Source organism: Roseomonas sp. OT10, from assembly GCF_020991085.1.
Classification (GTDB): domain Bacteria; phylum Pseudomonadota; class Alphaproteobacteria; order Acetobacterales; family Acetobacteraceae; genus Roseomonas; species Roseomonas cutis.
On record NZ_CP087719.1, the window covers coordinates 4,689,393 to 4,704,002 of the forward strand.

General features: G+C 72.0%; 11 protein-coding genes. 2 read left to right on the plus strand and 9 right to left on the minus strand.

What is annotated here, in order from left to right; translation table 11 throughout:
- Positions 1-64 precede the first annotated feature (64 nt).
- Complete coding sequence (locus LPC08_RS21385) at positions 65-1,090, minus strand: M14 family metallopeptidase (RefSeq protein WP_230450251.1); 1,026 nt, start codon at positions 1,088-1,090, stop codon at positions 65-67.
- Between the two features lie 154 nt (positions 1,091-1,244).
- Between LPC08_RS21385 and pcaDC the strand changes: the two genes are divergently transcribed.
- Complete coding sequence (gene pcaDC, locus LPC08_RS21390) at positions 1,245-2,423, plus strand: bifunctional 3-oxoadipate enol-lactonase/4-carboxymuconolactone decarboxylase PcaDC (protein ID WP_230450252.1); 1,179 nt, start codon at positions 1,245-1,247, stop codon at positions 2,421-2,423.
- Positions 2,420-3,775, plus strand: a complete 1,356-nt coding sequence (gene pcaB / locus LPC08_RS21395) for a 3-carboxy-cis,cis-muconate cycloisomerase (RefSeq protein ID WP_230450253.1) — start codon at positions 2,420-2,422, stop codon at positions 3,773-3,775. The genes pcaDC and pcaB overlap by 4 nt, the downstream gene beginning before the upstream one ends.
- A 483-nt stretch (positions 3,776-4,258) precedes the next feature.
- Here pcaB and LPC08_RS21400 read toward each other — a convergent pair whose 3' ends face one another.
- From LPC08_RS21400 to pcaH, 8 genes are all read right to left on the minus strand, one after another.
- Positions 4,259-5,794 carry an ABC transporter substrate-binding protein gene (locus LPC08_RS21400; protein WP_230450254.1) on the minus strand — a complete coding sequence of 512 codons (1,536 nt, stop codon included), beginning with the start codon at positions 5,792-5,794 and terminating at the stop codon, positions 4,259-4,261.
- 27 nt (positions 5,795-5,821) lie between these two features.
- A complete protein-coding gene (locus LPC08_RS21405) occupies positions 5,822-6,859 on the minus strand; it encodes an NAD(P)-dependent oxidoreductase (RefSeq protein ID WP_230450255.1) in 1,038 nt (345 codons plus the stop codon).
- Between the two features lie 270 nt (positions 6,860-7,129).
- Positions 7,130-7,720, minus strand: a complete 591-nt coding sequence (locus LPC08_RS21410; protein WP_230450256.1) for a hypothetical protein — start codon at positions 7,718-7,720, stop codon at positions 7,130-7,132.
- A gap of 39 nt (positions 7,721-7,759) precedes the next feature.
- Positions 7,760-8,488 (minus strand): IS701 family transposase, encoded by a 729-nt coding sequence (locus LPC08_RS21415; RefSeq protein ID WP_230450257.1) that lies wholly within the window; start codon positions 8,486-8,488, stop codon positions 7,760-7,762.
- A 300-nt stretch (positions 8,489-8,788) separates the two neighbouring features.
- Complete coding sequence (locus tag LPC08_RS21420; protein WP_370643262.1) at positions 8,789-11,266, minus strand: glycogen/starch/alpha-glucan phosphorylase; 2,478 nt, start codon at positions 11,264-11,266, stop codon at positions 8,789-8,791.
- 213 nt (positions 11,267-11,479) lie between these two features.
- The gene (locus tag LPC08_RS21425) at positions 11,480-12,913 is read right to left on the minus strand and encodes an NAD-dependent succinate-semialdehyde dehydrogenase (RefSeq protein ID WP_230450258.1); all 1,434 of its coding nucleotides are present in this window, start codon (positions 12,911-12,913) and stop codon (positions 11,480-11,482) included.
- Positions 12,914-13,106: 193 nt separating this feature from the next.
- Positions 13,107-13,736: a protocatechuate 3,4-dioxygenase subunit alpha gene (pcaG, locus tag LPC08_RS21430; RefSeq protein ID WP_230450259.1), complete on the minus strand. Its 630-nt coding sequence runs from the start codon at positions 13,734-13,736 to the stop codon at positions 13,107-13,109.
- A 5-nt stretch (positions 13,737-13,741) separates the two neighbouring features.
- Positions 13,742-14,509 carry a protocatechuate 3,4-dioxygenase subunit beta gene (pcaH, locus tag LPC08_RS21435; protein ID WP_230450260.1) on the minus strand — a complete coding sequence of 256 codons (768 nt, stop codon included), beginning with the start codon at positions 14,507-14,509 and terminating at the stop codon, positions 13,742-13,744.
- Positions 14,510-14,610: the final 101 nt, after the last annotated feature.

Here is a 14,610-nt window from a genome sequence, read left to right on the forward strand (position 1 = left end):
CCCCGGTCCGGCGGCAGCAACACGCGCCGCGCCGGGAGCAGACGCCATCCTGGCCGAAGGGGGCTCAGCCGTCCCGGCGTGGCGGCACCACGGTGCCCACCACCAGCACGTGCTGGCCGGCCCGCACCGGGGCGCCCCAGGCCTGGGCCACCACCACCCCGTCGCATCCGGCGCGGATCGGCTCCGGGTCGAGGTCGATGCGGTCGAAGTCGTGCAGCAGCCCGACCGCCTCGCCCTGGCGCACCTCGGCGCCGCAGTCCCGCAGCGGCTCGTAGTGCCCGGCGAAGGGTGCCGGGACGAAGCAGGCGCGTTCGACCATCGACAGGTGGCGCTGCCCCGGCACGGGGGGCGGCAGATCCCCTGCGTACTGGCCGTGGCGGACCAGCGCCGCCAGGACGCCGCGGCGCGCGAAGCCCACGCCCGCCGGCTGCACCGCCCCGCCCCAGCCCAGCTCGCAGCCGACGGTGACCTTGCCCAGCCGTTCCGCCTCGCTGGTCAGCAGGCCGGGGGTTTCGTTCTGGTAGGTCAGGATGGCGGGGGCGCCGAAATCCCGCGCCGTGGCCTCGATCAGGGCGTGCTGCACCGGGTCCGCCACCGCATGGAAGCTGGCGCAGGGCAGGAAGCGCGCCACCTGCCCGCCGGCGTGCAGGTCCAGCACGACGCTCACCTGCGGCCAGAGGTACTGCCGCACGAAGGCGGCGATGCGGTGGGTGATGCCGCCCAGCGGCGCCGCGCCCGCCCCGGGGACGAAGGCGCGGTTCAGGTTCACCCCGTCCTCGGCCACCGAATCCCGGGTGCCGGTGCGGAAGGCCGCCGGGTTCAGCACCGGCACGATCACGATCCGTCCCCGCACCCGGGCGGGGTCGAGGCCGCGCAGGACGTGGCGCAGGGCGACCGGCCCCTCGTACTCGTTGCCATGGGTGGAGCCGAAGGCCACCAGCCCTTCGCCCGCCCGCGCCTCCGGCCCGACCAGGATGGTCAGCGGGATCAGATGGTCGCCCCAGATCGAGTCCTGCGGCAGGGCCACCCAGTGGTCACGCCGTCCGGGCGTGTCGAAGTCCAGGGCTTCCGGCAGGATGATCGGACGCATGGCTCTCCCCTCGGCTACGGGGAAGGCTGCACCCTTTCTCCCGGGCCGCAAGCGCTCTCGTCCGGCTTCCCCCCATCCCCCGGGCGGGGCACATTCCGCCCCCGCTGGCGGTCCCCGGGGCCGCGGTGACAGGCGAGGTGGGAAGGGGAACGCGATGTTCGTGAACTGCGGGGCGGCGGAGCTGCATGTCGTGGTGGAGGGGCCGGAGTCCTCGGCCCTGCCGGTGCTGCTGCTGCACAGCCTGGGCACCGACCTGCGCGTCTGGGACGAACAGGCGGCCAGCCTGTCCCGCCGCTACCGGGTGATCCGCCCTGACCTGCGCGGCCACGGCCTCAGCACCGTCACCCCGGGCCCCGGCAGCATGGCAGGCTTCGCCGGAGACCTGGTGGCTCTGCTGGACGCGCTGGGGCTGGACCGGGTGCATGTCGCCGGGCTGTCCATCGGCGGACGCATCGCCATGGAGTTGGCGGCGCTGGCGCCGGCGCGGGTGGCCTCGCTCATGCTGTGCGACACGGCGCTGGAATTCCCGCCCTTCGACCTCTGGTCGCAGCGCGCGGCGACCGTGCGGGCCGAGGGGATGGCAGCGATCGCCGACGCGGTGATGGCACGCTGGGTGGTGGACCACGACCTCGCCTCCTCCAAGGCGCTGCGCCGGATGCTGCTCTCCACCGAGCCCGAGGGCTATGCCGCCGCCGCCGAGGCGCTGCATGTCGCGCGGGGGGACAGCCTGGCCGGCCGCATCGCCTGCCCCGCCACGGTGATCGTGGGCGAGCGCGACCAGGCGAGCCCCGTCAGCGCCGCCGAGGCGATCCGCGACGCCATTCCCGGCGCCTCGCTGGTGGTGATCCCCGGCGTCGCCCATATCCCGACCTTCGAGGCGGCGGAGGCGGTCACCGCCGCGCTCTCCGACCACCTCCGCACCCAGGAGGCGCTGGCGGCCGAGGCCGTGGCGGAGGACCCCTACGCCGCCGGGCTCGCCGTGCGCAAGGCCGTGCTGGGCGAGGCGCATGTCGCGCGGGCCAGCGCCGGCATCACCCCGCTCGACGCCCCCTTCCAGGAGTACATCACGCGCAACGTCTGGGGCGGCATCTGGACCCGGCCCGGCCTGCCGCGCCGCACCCGCTCGCTGCTGACGCTGGCCATCACCGCCGCCCTGGCGCGGGAGGGCGAGTTCGTCCTGCACGTGAAGGCCACCCGCAACACGGGCGTGACGCCGGAGGAGATCGCGGAAGTGCTGCTCCAGGTCGGCGCCTATGCCGGCGTGCCTACGGCCAACCACGCGCTGAAGCTGGCCAAGGAGACACTGCGGGAGATGGAGGCCGCCTCCGCATGAGCACGAACCCCGCCGACGGCGCCGTCCTCGGCGTCCTCTACGGCACGGACGCGATGCGCGCCGCGGTGGGCGAGCGCGCCTGGCTCGCCCGCATGCTGGAGGTGGAGGCGGCGCTGGCCCGCGCCGAATCCCGCCTCGGCATCATTCCCGAGAGCGCCGGCCCCGCCATCAGCGCCGCCGCCCGGATCGAGGCCATCGACATGGCGGCGCTCGCCGCCTCCACCCGCAATACCGGCTATCCGGTGGTGGGGCTGGTGAAGCAGCTCACGGCGCTGGCCGGGCCGGAGGCGGGGCGCTGGACCCATTGGGGCGCGACGACGCAGGACATCCTGGACACCGCGCTGGTGCTCTGCCTGCGCGAGGGGCTGGATCTGATCGGGCGCGACCTCGACCGCGTCTGCGACGCGCTGGCCACCCAGGCGCGGCTGCACCGCGACACGGTGATGGCCGGGCGCACCCACCTCCAGCACGCCCTGCCGGTGACCTTCGGCTACAAGGTCGCCGTCTGGCTCTCGCCGCTGCTGACCATGCGCGAGCGGCTGGAGCAGCTCCGCCCCCGCCTGCTGCGCGTGCAGTTCGGCGGCGCGGTGGGGACGCTGGCCTCGCTGGGCGACCGTGGCCTGGAGGTGGCGAAGGCGCTGGCGGAGGAGCTGGAGCTGGCCGAGCCGGACATCCCCTGGCACGTCGCCCGCGACGGCGTGGCGGAGGCGGTGGGCTTCTGCGGCCTGCTCTGCGGCGCGCTGGGCAAGATCGCGACCGACATCATGCTGCTGATGCAGACGGAGGTGGCGGAGGTGTTCGAGCCGCACGCCCCCGGCCGGGGCGGCTCCTCCACCATGCCGCAGAAGCGCAACCCGATCGCCTGCGAGTACGTCCTCGCCCAGGCGCGCGGCGTCCACGCGCTGGTGCCGCAGGTGATGGCGGCCATGGCGGACGACCACGAGCGCGGCACCGGCCCCTGGCAGGCCGAGGCGCTGGCCATCCCCCAGACCTTCAACCTCACCCACGGCGCGCTGGCCCAGGCGCTGCTGATCGCCGAGGGCATGACGGTCGATGCCGCCCGCATGCGCCGCAACCTCGATGCCACCGGCGGCCTGATCGTGGCGGAGGCGGTGATGATGGGCCTCGCCCCGAAGCTCGGCCGCGGCGCCGCCCACGACGCCGTCCACCATGCCTGCGACGTGGCGCTGGAGGAGCACGTCCCGCTCGCCGAGGCCCTGTCCCGCGACGCCGCGGTGACGGGGAAGCTGGACCGCGCGGAGATCGAGCGCCTGACCGAGCCGGCGAACTACCTCGGCGCGGCCGGGGCCTTCGTGGACCGCGTGCTGGCGCGGCACGGACAAGGGGCCTGATCCCGACGGCGGGACGATCGGACCCGTTGTACTGTCGTGTTCCGGCGGCGGACCGGGAGGGGACGCTGTCCCCTCCACGGACCCTCCCCTGCCGGGGCCACAAGCGGGCCCCGGTCCCCGCTGGGAGTTGGTGCTTCCGGTGGGTGTCAGCCTCCGGGCTCAACCCTGACGGCGCGCGGACAGGCGGGACGCTGAAAGAAACATCAAAGGCGTCAGCGAGTGCGGCGGCCGTACCCGCCGAGGAGCCAAGCTCCTCGGCGCCTCGACCCCATCGCAATCATCCGCGCGGCAGCGCTGATCGGGTCCAGGGCCCGCAGGGTCCTGGCGGAGTGGGGGTATCGGGGGCGAGGCAGCGCCTTGCCCCCGGGGGAAACGGGCGCCACGCCGGCAGAGGTCAGCGCACCAGGCTATCCGTATGATCCAGGCCAGGCAGTTCCCCGAAGCGGCCCGTTGCGTCCGGCCGGCCCGGTGGGGCGGAGTCGGTCAGCGCGGCTTGATCTCCACCGCCAGGATCTCCTCGTCCGCCCGCGCCTGGTAGGCCAGCCCGGCCTGTCCGGCGCTCACCGAGCGCAGCAGGCCGATGCCGATGATGAGGCTTTCGTCCACCGTCGTCTGCATCAGCGTCCGGAGCTGCTGCGCCCGCTCTGCGTCGTCGAGCGTCGCGCGGGCGCGCTGGATGAGGCTGTCCGTCCGGGGCGAGCCGAGGCCGGTGAAGTTGAGCGTCCCGAGGCCCGGGACCGTCCCGGCGGAATGCAGCTGCGAGCCGAGCAGGTAGGAGGTCTCGCCCGTCAGCGAGCCGAAGGCGGTGACGAAGGCGCCGTACTCGCGCTTGTTGCGGCGGGTGAGGAAGGTGGCCTGCGGCACCACCTCGACCGTGGTGCGGATGCCGATGCGCGTCCAAGCGGCGGCGATGGCCTGGCAGATCCGCGGCGTCCGGCTGGGCGAGCAGAACAGGTTCAGGCCGAAGCCCTGCGGGAACCCCGCCTCGGCCAGCAGGCTGCGGGCCGCGTTCAGGTCCTGGGCGGGGACCGGGCGATCCGGCAGGGCGCCGAAGATGAAGGGCGGCGCCGGCTGGTCGGTGGGATCCATGTAGCCGTCCATGATCTGCCGTGCCATCGCCTCCCGGTTCAGGGCCAGCGACATGGCGCGGCGCACCCGGACGTCGCGCATCGGGTTGCGGCCCTCCGCCTCCACGCCGGGGGGGTTCGGCCGCTCGACATCGACATAGAGGTTGGCCGCATAGATGGACGGTCCGGCGAAGAGGGCGAAGCGCGCGTCGCCGCCGATGCGCGGCGCGTCCTGCAGCGGGACGTTGTTGATGAAGCCGACATCCCCGGCCAGCAGGGCGGCGACGCGGGCGCTGTCGACGGGGATCGGCACGAGGCTCGCCGTCTCCCACGGTACGGGCCCGCCCCACCAGGCATCGTTGCGCCGCATGGCCAGGGGCGCGTTGGTGGACCAGCTCACCATCCGGAAGGGACCGCTGCCGATCGCGGCCTCGCCGCTGTTGAACTCGGCGTTCCCCTTCTGCGCGACCGAGCGCGGGACGATGAAGATCTGCGTCAGGTTGGTCGGCAGGATCGGCGCGGGCCCGGCGGTGCGGATGCGCAGGGTGAGGTCGTCCACCGCCTCCACCCCGGTGACCCCCGCCAGGTAGACGGTATAGGGGTTCGGGTTGCCCGGCACGTTCGGCACGCGCTGGAGGGAGGCCACGACGTCGGCCGAGGTCAGCGGCGCGCCGTCGTGGAAGCGCACGCCGGGGCGCAGCCTGAACTCCCAGGTCGTGTCGTCCAGCACCCGCCAGGACTCGGCGAGGGCGGGGCGCAGCTGCATCTTCGCGTCGCGCGCGACCAGCGTCTCGTAGATGTTCCGCAGGGCGCCGGTGTTCGACAGGTTCAGCAGCCAGTGCGGGTCGAGCGTGCTGGGCGGCGACTGGATCCCGATCGACAGGTTCTGCGCCAGCGCCGGCCCGGCCGCCAGCAGGGAGAGCCCGAGGGCCAAGCGTCGCACGAGGCTCATGGCATCCTTATCCTTCCGCGCCGCCGGTCAGTACAGTTGCCCGGGCGGCAGGATGTTGCGCATGGCATCCGGCCGCCCGTCCAGCCAGGACAACAGGTTCCCGCGGAAGATCGCCGCGATGCGGGCGTTCTCGCGGGAGACGGTGCTGGCGGAATGCGGGGAGATGAGCAGGTTGGGCATGCCCCAGAGCGGGTCCTCCGGCGGCAGCGGCTCCGGCTCGGTCACGTCCAGCGCGGCGAAGCCCAGATGCCCCGACCGCAGGGCGTCGCGCAGCGCGTCATGGTCCACCACGGCGCCGCGGCCGATGTTCACGAAGGCCGCGCCGGGCCGCATGGCGGCGAAGGCGGCGGCGCCGAACAGGCCCTCCGTCTCGGGCGTGTGCGGCACGGTGACGACCGCCGCATCCGCCTCCGGCAGCAGGGCCAGCAGGTCGGAGACGGGTGCGACGCGGTCGAACAGCGCGGCATGGGCGCGCTCCCGCTCCGGGTGCCGGGCGAGGGCCACCACCCGCATGTCCATGGCCTTGCCGATGCGGGCGCAGCCGCGCGCCAGGTCGCCCGCCCCGAGCAGCAGCAGCGTCCGCCCCGCCAGATCCTCGCCGCAATAGCGCACCCAGCGGCGCGCCGCCTGCTCCCGCCGCAGGTGGTCCAGCCCGCGCACGTGCTGCAGCAGGGCCATGAAGACCCATTCCGCCAGCGGCCCGGCATGCACCCCGCGCGCGGTGGTGACGGTGATGCCGCGCTCCGCCAGGCGCAGCCGGGCGGCAAGGGGCCCGACGCCCGTGCTGGTCGCCTGGATCCAGCGCAGCCTCGGCATGGCGTCCAGCAGCTCGGCCGGGGGGAAGTCCCACAGGATGTCGGCGCGGGCCAGCAGCGCCCGCCACGCCGCCTCCTGCGCCGCGTCGCGGGTGAAGGGCGCGCCCTTGTGGTCGGCGACGTAGCGCGTGGGCGGCAGCAGGTCCGGCTCGTGCAGCACCTCCAGCCGGTCGGGCGCGACCTCGCGCAGGGCGGCGACGTGCTCCGCCTCCAGCGGCGTGGCGATGACCACGGTCTGCCGGCTGCTCATGCCGCGGTCCTCGCCATGTGGCTCTCCCTCTGCCCGGGCTGCTGTCCCGGGGCGGCATGTTCGGCCTGCCGGCATGTCCCGGGAAGGGGCAGGGCGGCACCATGTTTTCCGCCATGCGGAAGACGGCCCGCCATGGAGGCGGGACGGCCATCGAGGCGGGGCGCTGATCCCTCGGCGGCAATGCGGGCATCGTGGCGGCGTTCGGGCGCGGCGCAGATGGATCGGCGCAGCCCTCGGATAAGGCCTGCCACAGCGGTGCTTACCTCGACTTTAGCTGTCACGCGGCGTGGCAGATGGCATAGGCCAAGGCGCGTTGTAGGGCTGGGCGGGGTTTTGCGCTGTGGGTGCTGCGCCGTGACGTGAGCAAACCCTGCTCTCGCCAGATATAACGTCGCACGGCGGCGAGGGTGTCGCTGAAGGTTGGACGTGGTTTGCGATACCAGGCACTGCTGGCCGCAGCTTCTTGTTCCGCAGACTTGAGCCGGGCAGCCAGGAGGGTGACGAGGGAGAACAGCGCGAGCAGGCATGGGTGGTGCGGGCGATGGCGAGGTCCGACCACTGTCGCTGGGTCTCAACGCCGAGGTGGGCGCGGGTCTCCTGGAAGGTGACCTCCAACTGCCAGCGCTGGACGAACCAGCCCAGGATCTGCTCGGGCGCGCGGTGGAGATCGGTGCACAGCAGGGCCTGCGGGCTGAACCGGCGCTGGGGATCGCGGATCAGCACCCAGCGGATCGGCACGATGGGCATCCCGCCGTGGCGCCAAACGGCGGTCGCGGTGCAGATCTCGACTTCGCGTTCGCCTTCACCGTACCAGCCCTGGATCTGCAGCGCCTGCCAGCGCGTGTCGCCATCCCTCAGCACCTCGGACAGGTTTGGGAGCCGAGCGCCTTTGGTACGGGGTCATCCATTGGTCCCGGGCAGCCGGGGTGGCGCCGGGTCGTAGAGCGCCGCATCGAGGCGCAAGCGGGTGATGCCGGTAACCTTGTGGCGGGTCAGGGAGGCCAGCAGTTCCAGGGCGGCGAAGCCGCTGTCACCGACGACAACGATATCCCGCCCAGGCAGCCATCGACGGGCCTGCACCACCAGCTGGCGTGCCCAGTCGGTGAGCTTCTTGTGCCGGAGGCCCCGCACCCGGCAGTACCGCTCCGAGGGCGCCAGTGCAGTGAGGAAGGGCAACGCCCAGACCCGCCCGGCCCAGGGGATCGGTGCCAGCAGCATCAGGCTAATCCAGCGTAGGCCAGAGGCCTTCACGAAGTGCCCGTGGCTGGAGTGCACCGGGTCGCGGCAGATGCCCATCGCCGAAATCCGCTTGCCGCGGCGGCGCTCGATGGTGTCGTCGATGCCCAGCACCACCGGCCCTCTCGGCGCAAAGGCCTCGATCAGGTGGCTCAGCAGGAGGCGCGACGCCGCCTGGGAACTCCAAGCCGCCCGGCTGAGCACTCGATGGTAGTTCACAAAGCGCCGTTCTCGCGCGAGCCCGGTGACACGGAGCAGGCTCGTCACCGTGCGCTTGCCCGGCGCCAGAATGGTCCCGATCAGCAGCACCTCCGCGCAACGCCAACTCCGCTGGAAAAAGAGGGGCGCAAAGCTCAGGATCACCGCGGCGAAGCGGGTCGGCAGGCAGAGCATGGCGGCGTCTCTTGGCGGGGACGCGACCACCTTACCCAGTCAACCCGCTCCGCCGCCTCTCCTCAGCTCAAATGGCCAAAGTCGAGCTTAGGCGGTTGAAGCATCGCTCGATGCGGTTGCGCTGGCTGTAGAGGACGGTGTCGTGCGGGATGGCGATCTTGCGGGACCGGTTGGATGGGATGACGGCCGTCGCATTCATGCCTGCGATGAGGCCGCGTAGCGCATTGCTGTTCCCCCACCGGGGCCCCTTGGCCGGCCCCGGCCTCCCATGGCTGCCGTCAGCCCATCGCGCCGACCGCGTCAGCGAGGCGGCAGCCCCCAGACGTCCTCGGCGTATTCCCGGATCGTCCGGTCCGAGGAGAACCAGGCGACGTGGCTGGTGTTCAGCACCGCGCTGCGCCACCAGGCGGCCGGGTTGGTCCAGCGTGCCGCCACCTCGCGCTGGGCGGCGTAGTAGGCGTCGAAGTCGGCCGTGACGAGGAAGCTGTCATGGTCCAGCAGCCCGGCCACCAGCCCGCGGTAACGCGCCGGCTCCTCCGGCGAGAAGACGCCCGAGGCGACCGCGTCCAGCACGCCCTCGAGCGCGGGCGAGGCCGCCACGGCAGCCCGGGCGTCGAAGCCCTTGCGCCGACGCTCGCCCGCCTCGGCCGCGGTCAGGCCGAAGATGAAGATGTTCTCCTGGCCGACGCGCTCCAGGATCTCGACGTTGGCGCCGTCCAGCGTGCCGATGGTCAGCGCGCCGTTCAGGGCGAACTTCATGTTGCCGGTGCCGGAGGCCTCCATGCCGGCGGTGGAAATCTGCTCCGACAGGTCGGCGGCCGGGATGATCGATTCCGCCAGCGAGACGTTGTAGTTCGGCAGAAAGGCGACCTTCAGCAGCCCGCGCACGGTGGGATCGCTGTTGATGACGCGGGCGACGTCATTGGCCAGGCGGATGATCAGCTTCGCCTGATGGTAGCTGGCGGCCGCCTTGCCGGCGAAGATCTTCACCCGCGGCACCCAGCTTGCCATCGGCTGCGCCCGCATCGCGTTGTACAGCGCCACCGTCTCCAGGATGTTCAGGAGCTGGCGCTTGTATTCGTGGATGCGCTTGATCTGCACGTCGAATAGCGCGGCGGGATCCACCGCCACCCCCGTCCGCTCGCGCACGATCCGCGCCAGCGCCTCCTTCGCGGTACGCCGCTGTCCGGCGAAGCGCTCCCGGAACCCGGCATCGTCGGCATAGGGGGCCAGCCGCTCCAGCTGCTCCGGATCGTCCAGCACGCCCTCGCCCAGCGCGTCGACGAGCAGCGCCGTCAGCGCCGGGTTGGCGCGCAGCAGCCAGCGGCGGAAGGTGATGCCGTTGGTCTTGTTGACGATCCGCCCGGGGTAGACGCGGTTCAGCTCGGCGAAGACCGTCTGCCGCATCAGCCCGGTGTGCAGCGCGGAGACGCCGTTGATGCGGTGCGAGCCGATGAAGGCGAGGTGCCCCATCCGCACCCGCCGGCCGTGCTGCTCGTCGATCAGCGAGACCGAGGCGAGCAGCGCATCCCCCGCCCCGTCGCGTCGCGCCTTGTCCAGGTGGCGGGCGTTGATGAGGTAGATGATCTGCATGTTGCGCGGCAACAGCCGCTCCATCAGCGAGACGGGCCAGGTCTCCAGCGCCTCCGGCAGCAGGGTGTGGTTGGTGTAGGAGAAGGTGGCGCGGGTGATGTCCCAGGCGCCTTCCCAGGCCACGCCATGCTCGTCCACCAGCAGCCGCATCAGCTCCGACACGCCGATCGCGGGATGGGTGTCGTTGAGCTGCACGGCGGCCTTCTCGGCCAGGTTGCCGACCTCGCCATACTGGCGCAGGTGGCGGCGCAGCAGGTCCTGCAGCGAGGCGGAGGCGAAGAAGTACTCCTGCCGCAGCCGCAGCTCCTGCCCCGCCGGGGTCTCGTCGCCCGGATAGAGCACGCGGGAGATGGCCTCCGCCCTCACCCGGGCCGCCTGGGCACCGACATGGTCGCCCTGGTTGAAGGCGTCGAGCTGCAGCGGGTCGACCGCGCGCGCCGACCAGAGCCGCAGCGTGTTCACCCAGGCGCCGCGCCAGCCCACCACCGGCGTGTCGTAGGCGATGGCCTTCACCACCTCGCCCGGATGCCAGGCCAGCTTCGTGCCCCCGTCGCCCGTGGGCTGGGCGGCGACATGGCCGCCGAAGCCGACGTCATAGGCGACGCCCGCGCGCTCGAACTCCCAGGGGTTGCCGAAGGAGAGCCAGTCCTCCGGCACCTCCCGCTGCTGCCCGTCCTGGATCAGCTGCCGGAACAGGCCGTTCTCGTAGCGGATGCCGTAGCCATAGGCGGGGATGCGCAGGCTCGCCATGCTCTCCATGAAGCAGGCGGCCAGACGGCCGAGGCCGCCATTGCCCAGCGCCGCGTCCGGCTCCTCCCGGAAGATCCGGTCCAGATCCACCCCCAGCCCGGCCAGTGCCTCCCGCATCGTCCCGGTCAGGCCGAGGTTGCCCAGCGCATCGGCCAGCAGCCGGCCGATCAGGAATTCCAGGGAGAGGTAGCAGACCTGCTTCTCCCCCTGCTCCACCGCCTGGGCGTTGGAGGCGCGCCAGCGGTCCACGATCCGGTCGCGCGTGGCCAGGGAGGCGGCGAGGAACCAGTCGCGCGCGCTGGCCCGCTCCGGATTCCCGCCGACCTCGTAGATCAGCTTGTCCAGGATGCAGCGGCGCAACGCCTCCGCCTCGGAGGACGCCTCCGGCGTCGTCGCGGGAGCCGGCGGTGCGGCGAGCGGAGAGTCGTCGTTCAAGCGTCCATCCTTCCGGGCTGGAATCGTCCATTCTCTCCGCGGCGACCCCGCGGATGTCCAGTCTCTTCGCGCTTCGGTTGCAGGCCGGTGAAGAATGGCCCCCCGGGCGAGGCCGCGATGCGCCCGGACCGCCACTGGGCGGGGCCGGGGGGGGAAGGCCGATAGGGAAAGCGGCGCCGGCCCCGCGTCAGGGGCCGGCGCCGCGGGCCGGGGTCAGAGCCCCGCCTGGGACACGAACTTCGGGTTCAGGTAAGCCTCGATCGCCTCCGACCCGCCTTCGGAGCCGTAGCCGCTGTCCTTGATCCCGCCGAAGGGGACCTCGGGCAGGGCAAGGCCCAGGTGGTTGATCGTCATCATCCCCGCCTCGACCTGGGACGCGATGGCCTGGGCCGTCTTCGCCGAGCGGGTGAAGGCGTAGGAGGCGAGGCCGAAGGGCAGGCGGTTCGCCTCCTCCACCACCTCGTCGAAGTCGCGGAAGGGGACCATCAGCGCCATCGGGCCGAAGGGCTCCTCGTTCATCACGCGCATCTGGCGGGTGACGTTTGTCACCACCGTGGGGGCGAAGAAGTAGCCCTTGTTGCCGATGCGCTCGCCGCCGGTGCGGACCTCCGCGCCCTTCTGCCGGGCGTCGCCCAGCAGCGCCTCCATGGCGGGGATGCGGCGGTCGTTGGCGAGCGGGCCCATCGTCACCCCCTCCTCCAGCCCGTTGCCGACCTTCACCTGCTTCGCCGCGGCGACGAAGCCGTCCACGAACCGGTCGAACACCTTCTCCTGCACCAGGAAGCGCGTGGGCGAGACGCAGACCTGCCCGGCATTGCGGAACTTGGAGCCGGCCAGGATGCGGCTCGCCGCCTCCACATCCGCGTCGTCGAAGACGATGGCGGGCGCGTGGCCGCCCAGCTCCATGGTGACGCGCTTCATGTGCTCGCCGGCCAGGGCGGCCAGCTTCTTGCCCACGGGGGTGGAGCCGGTGAAGGTTACCTTGCGGATCACCGGATGCGGGATGAGGTATTCCGAGATCTCCGCCGGCACGCCGTAGACGAGGTTCACCACCCCCGCCGGCACGCCCGCCTCGACGAAGGCGCGGAGCAGCTCGGCGGGCGAGGCCGGCGTCTCCTCCGGCGCCTTGACGATGATGGAGCAGCCCGCGGCCAACGCCGCCGACAGCTTGCGCACCACCTGGTTGATCGGGAAGTTCCATGGGGTGAAGGCGGCGACGGGGCCGACCGGCTCCTTCACCACCAGCTGGTACACCCCCTCGGCCCGCGCCGGGATCACGCGGCCGTAGGCGCGGCGGGCTTCCTCGGCGAACCAGTCGATGACGTCCGCGCCGGCCAGCACCTCCATCTTCGCCTCGGGCAGCGGCTTGCCCTGCTCCAGCGTCAGCAGCCTGGCGATGGCATCCGCCCGGCCGCGCAGGATGTCGGCGGCCTTGCGCATCAGCTTGGAACGGTCGAAGGCCGAGACCTTGCGCCAGGTGGCGAAGCCCTTCTCAGCCGCCGCCAGCGCCTCGTCCAGGTCGCCGCGGCCGGCATGCGCGACGGTGCCGATCACCTCCTCGGTGGCCGGGTTCAGCACGGGGATGGTCTTGCCGCCCGAGGCCGCGCGCCACTGGCCGTCGATCAGAAGCTGGACGTCTGGGTACATGCTGCTCTCCGCTGTCGCCAGCCGGGCACGCGGCCCGGCCACAGGCACGACCGGCACCCGCCGGCACCGGGCTGGCCGGTCCGGCACCGGCCGCGATGGCCGGCGCTGCTCCCGGAAAGATAGGACGGGCGGGCGGCCGCGTCAGGATGGGCAACCGGCTACCGCCCGCCAGGGGCGGTAGCCGGGGCCGGCATCAGACGTCGAAGAAGACCGTCTCGCTCTCGCCCTGCAGGCGGATGTCGAAGGTATAGACCACCTTGCCGTCCCGCTCGCTGCGCTGGGCGATCAGCGTGTCGCGCCGGATCGAAGGCTCGATCATGCTCAGCACCGGGTCCTCGGCATTCGCCTCCGTCTCGTCGGAGAAGTAGAGGCGGGTGGAGAGGCCGATGTTGATCCCGCGCGCGACGATCCACAGGCTGATGTGCGGGGCCATGAGCTTGCGCCCGCGGCGGCCGGGCACGCGGCCGGGCTTGATCGTCTCGAAGCGGTAGAGCCCCGTGGCGAAGTCGGTGCCGGTGCGGCCCCAGCCGCGGAAGGCGGGGTCGGCCTCCGCCGCGCGCGGGTCGGCCGGGTGGCTGAAGCGCCCTTCCGCATCGGCCTGCCAGATCTCCAGCAGGATGTCCTTGCAGGAGGAGCCGATGCCGTCGAGCACGCGGCCCTCGATGGTGATGCGCTCGCCCTTCACCTCGGGCGTCAGCATCTCCTGGCCGAGGTTGTTCTCGAAGATGTCGAAGCCCGCCTGGTGCGGGATCAGGCCGATATGGACGTAGGGTCCGGCGGTCTGGGACGGCGTCTCGCCGAGGTAGTTCAGCGCCTGGAGCATGGACGTCAGTTCCAGTGCAGCTTGTTCTCGAAGATCGTGGAGCGCTTGCCGCGCAGCACGATGTTGAAGCGGTAGGCCAGGCTGTCGAGCGGCACGCCCGCGCGCAGGTCGAGCGAGGCGATCAGCCGCTGCACGGCGGCCTTGTCCGGGATGGTGGCCATGATCTGGTCGTGCGGGATCAGCGGGTCGCCCTCGAAATACATCTGGGTGATCAGCCGCTGCACGAAGCCCGATCCGAAGACGGAGAAGTGGATGTGCGCCGGGCGCCAGGAATCCACGTAGTTGCGGAAGGGATAGGCGCCGGGCTTCACCGTGCGGAAGGAGTAGTGCCCCTCCTCGTCCGTGACGGTGCGGCCGCAGCCGCCGAAGTTCGGGTCGATCGGCGCCAGGTAGGTGTCGTTCTTGTGGCGGTAGCGGCCGCCGGCATTGGCCTGCCAGAACTCCACCAGCACGTTGGGCACGGGCTTCGCGTTCTCGTCCAGCACCTGGCCGTGGACGATGATGCGCTCGCCGATCGGCTCCCCGTCCTTGGCGTAGTTGAGGATCAGGTCGTTGTCCAAGGGCCCCAGCTCGTTGTGCCCGAAGACCGGCCCCGTCACCTCCGCCAGGGAGTTCTGCAGCGAGAACAGGGCCAGGCGCGGCGAGCGGAGCACGCTGGTCTTGTAGATCGGCGTGAAGGCCGGCGGGTGGATCGCGCGGTCCCGCATCATGAACTCGTGCTGCACGAGCTTCTGCCGGTCCCGTTGCAGGGCGCGGGCCCCGGTATCCGCCATGATATCCACGATGATCCTCCCCAGGACGCGACAAGCGATCCGGGGCGCATCCCCGGTTACCGACAGATCGCACCCTTGCCGGCGCCCGATCAATGGCGCTC

Excerpts from the sequence above, each read along its gene's own strand:
- LPC08_RS21385 (WP_230450251.1), bottom strand. The coding sequence starts at position 1,090 with ATGCGTCCGATCATCCTGCCGGAAGCCCTGGACTTCGACACGCCCGGA.
- pcaDC (WP_230450252.1), top strand. The coding sequence starts at position 1,245 with ATGTTCGTGAACTGCGGGGCGGCGGAGCTGCATGTCGTGGTGGAGGGG.
- pcaB (WP_230450253.1), top strand. The coding sequence starts at position 2,420 with ATGAGCACGAACCCCGCCGACGGCGCCGTCCTCGGCGTCCTCTACGGC.
- LPC08_RS21400 (WP_230450254.1), bottom strand. The coding sequence starts at position 5,794 with ATGAGCCTCGTGCGACGCTTGGCCCTCGGGCTCTCCCTGCTGGCGGCC.
- LPC08_RS21405 (WP_230450255.1), bottom strand. The coding sequence starts at position 6,859 with ATGAGCAGCCGGCAGACCGTGGTCATCGCCACGCCGCTGGAGGCGGAG.
- LPC08_RS21415 (WP_230450257.1), bottom strand. The coding sequence starts at position 8,488 with ATGCTCTGCCTGCCGACCCGCTTCGCCGCGGTGATCCTGAGCTTTGCG.
- LPC08_RS21425 (WP_230450258.1), bottom strand. The coding sequence starts at position 12,913 with ATGTACCCAGACGTCCAGCTTCTGATCGACGGCCAGTGGCGCGCGGCC.
- pcaG (WP_230450259.1), bottom strand. The coding sequence starts at position 13,736 with ATGCTCCAGGCGCTGAACTACCTCGGCGAGACGCCGTCCCAGACCGCC.
- pcaH (WP_230450260.1), bottom strand. The coding sequence starts at position 14,509 with ATGGCGGATACCGGGGCCCGCGCCCTGCAACGGGACCGGCAGAAGCTC.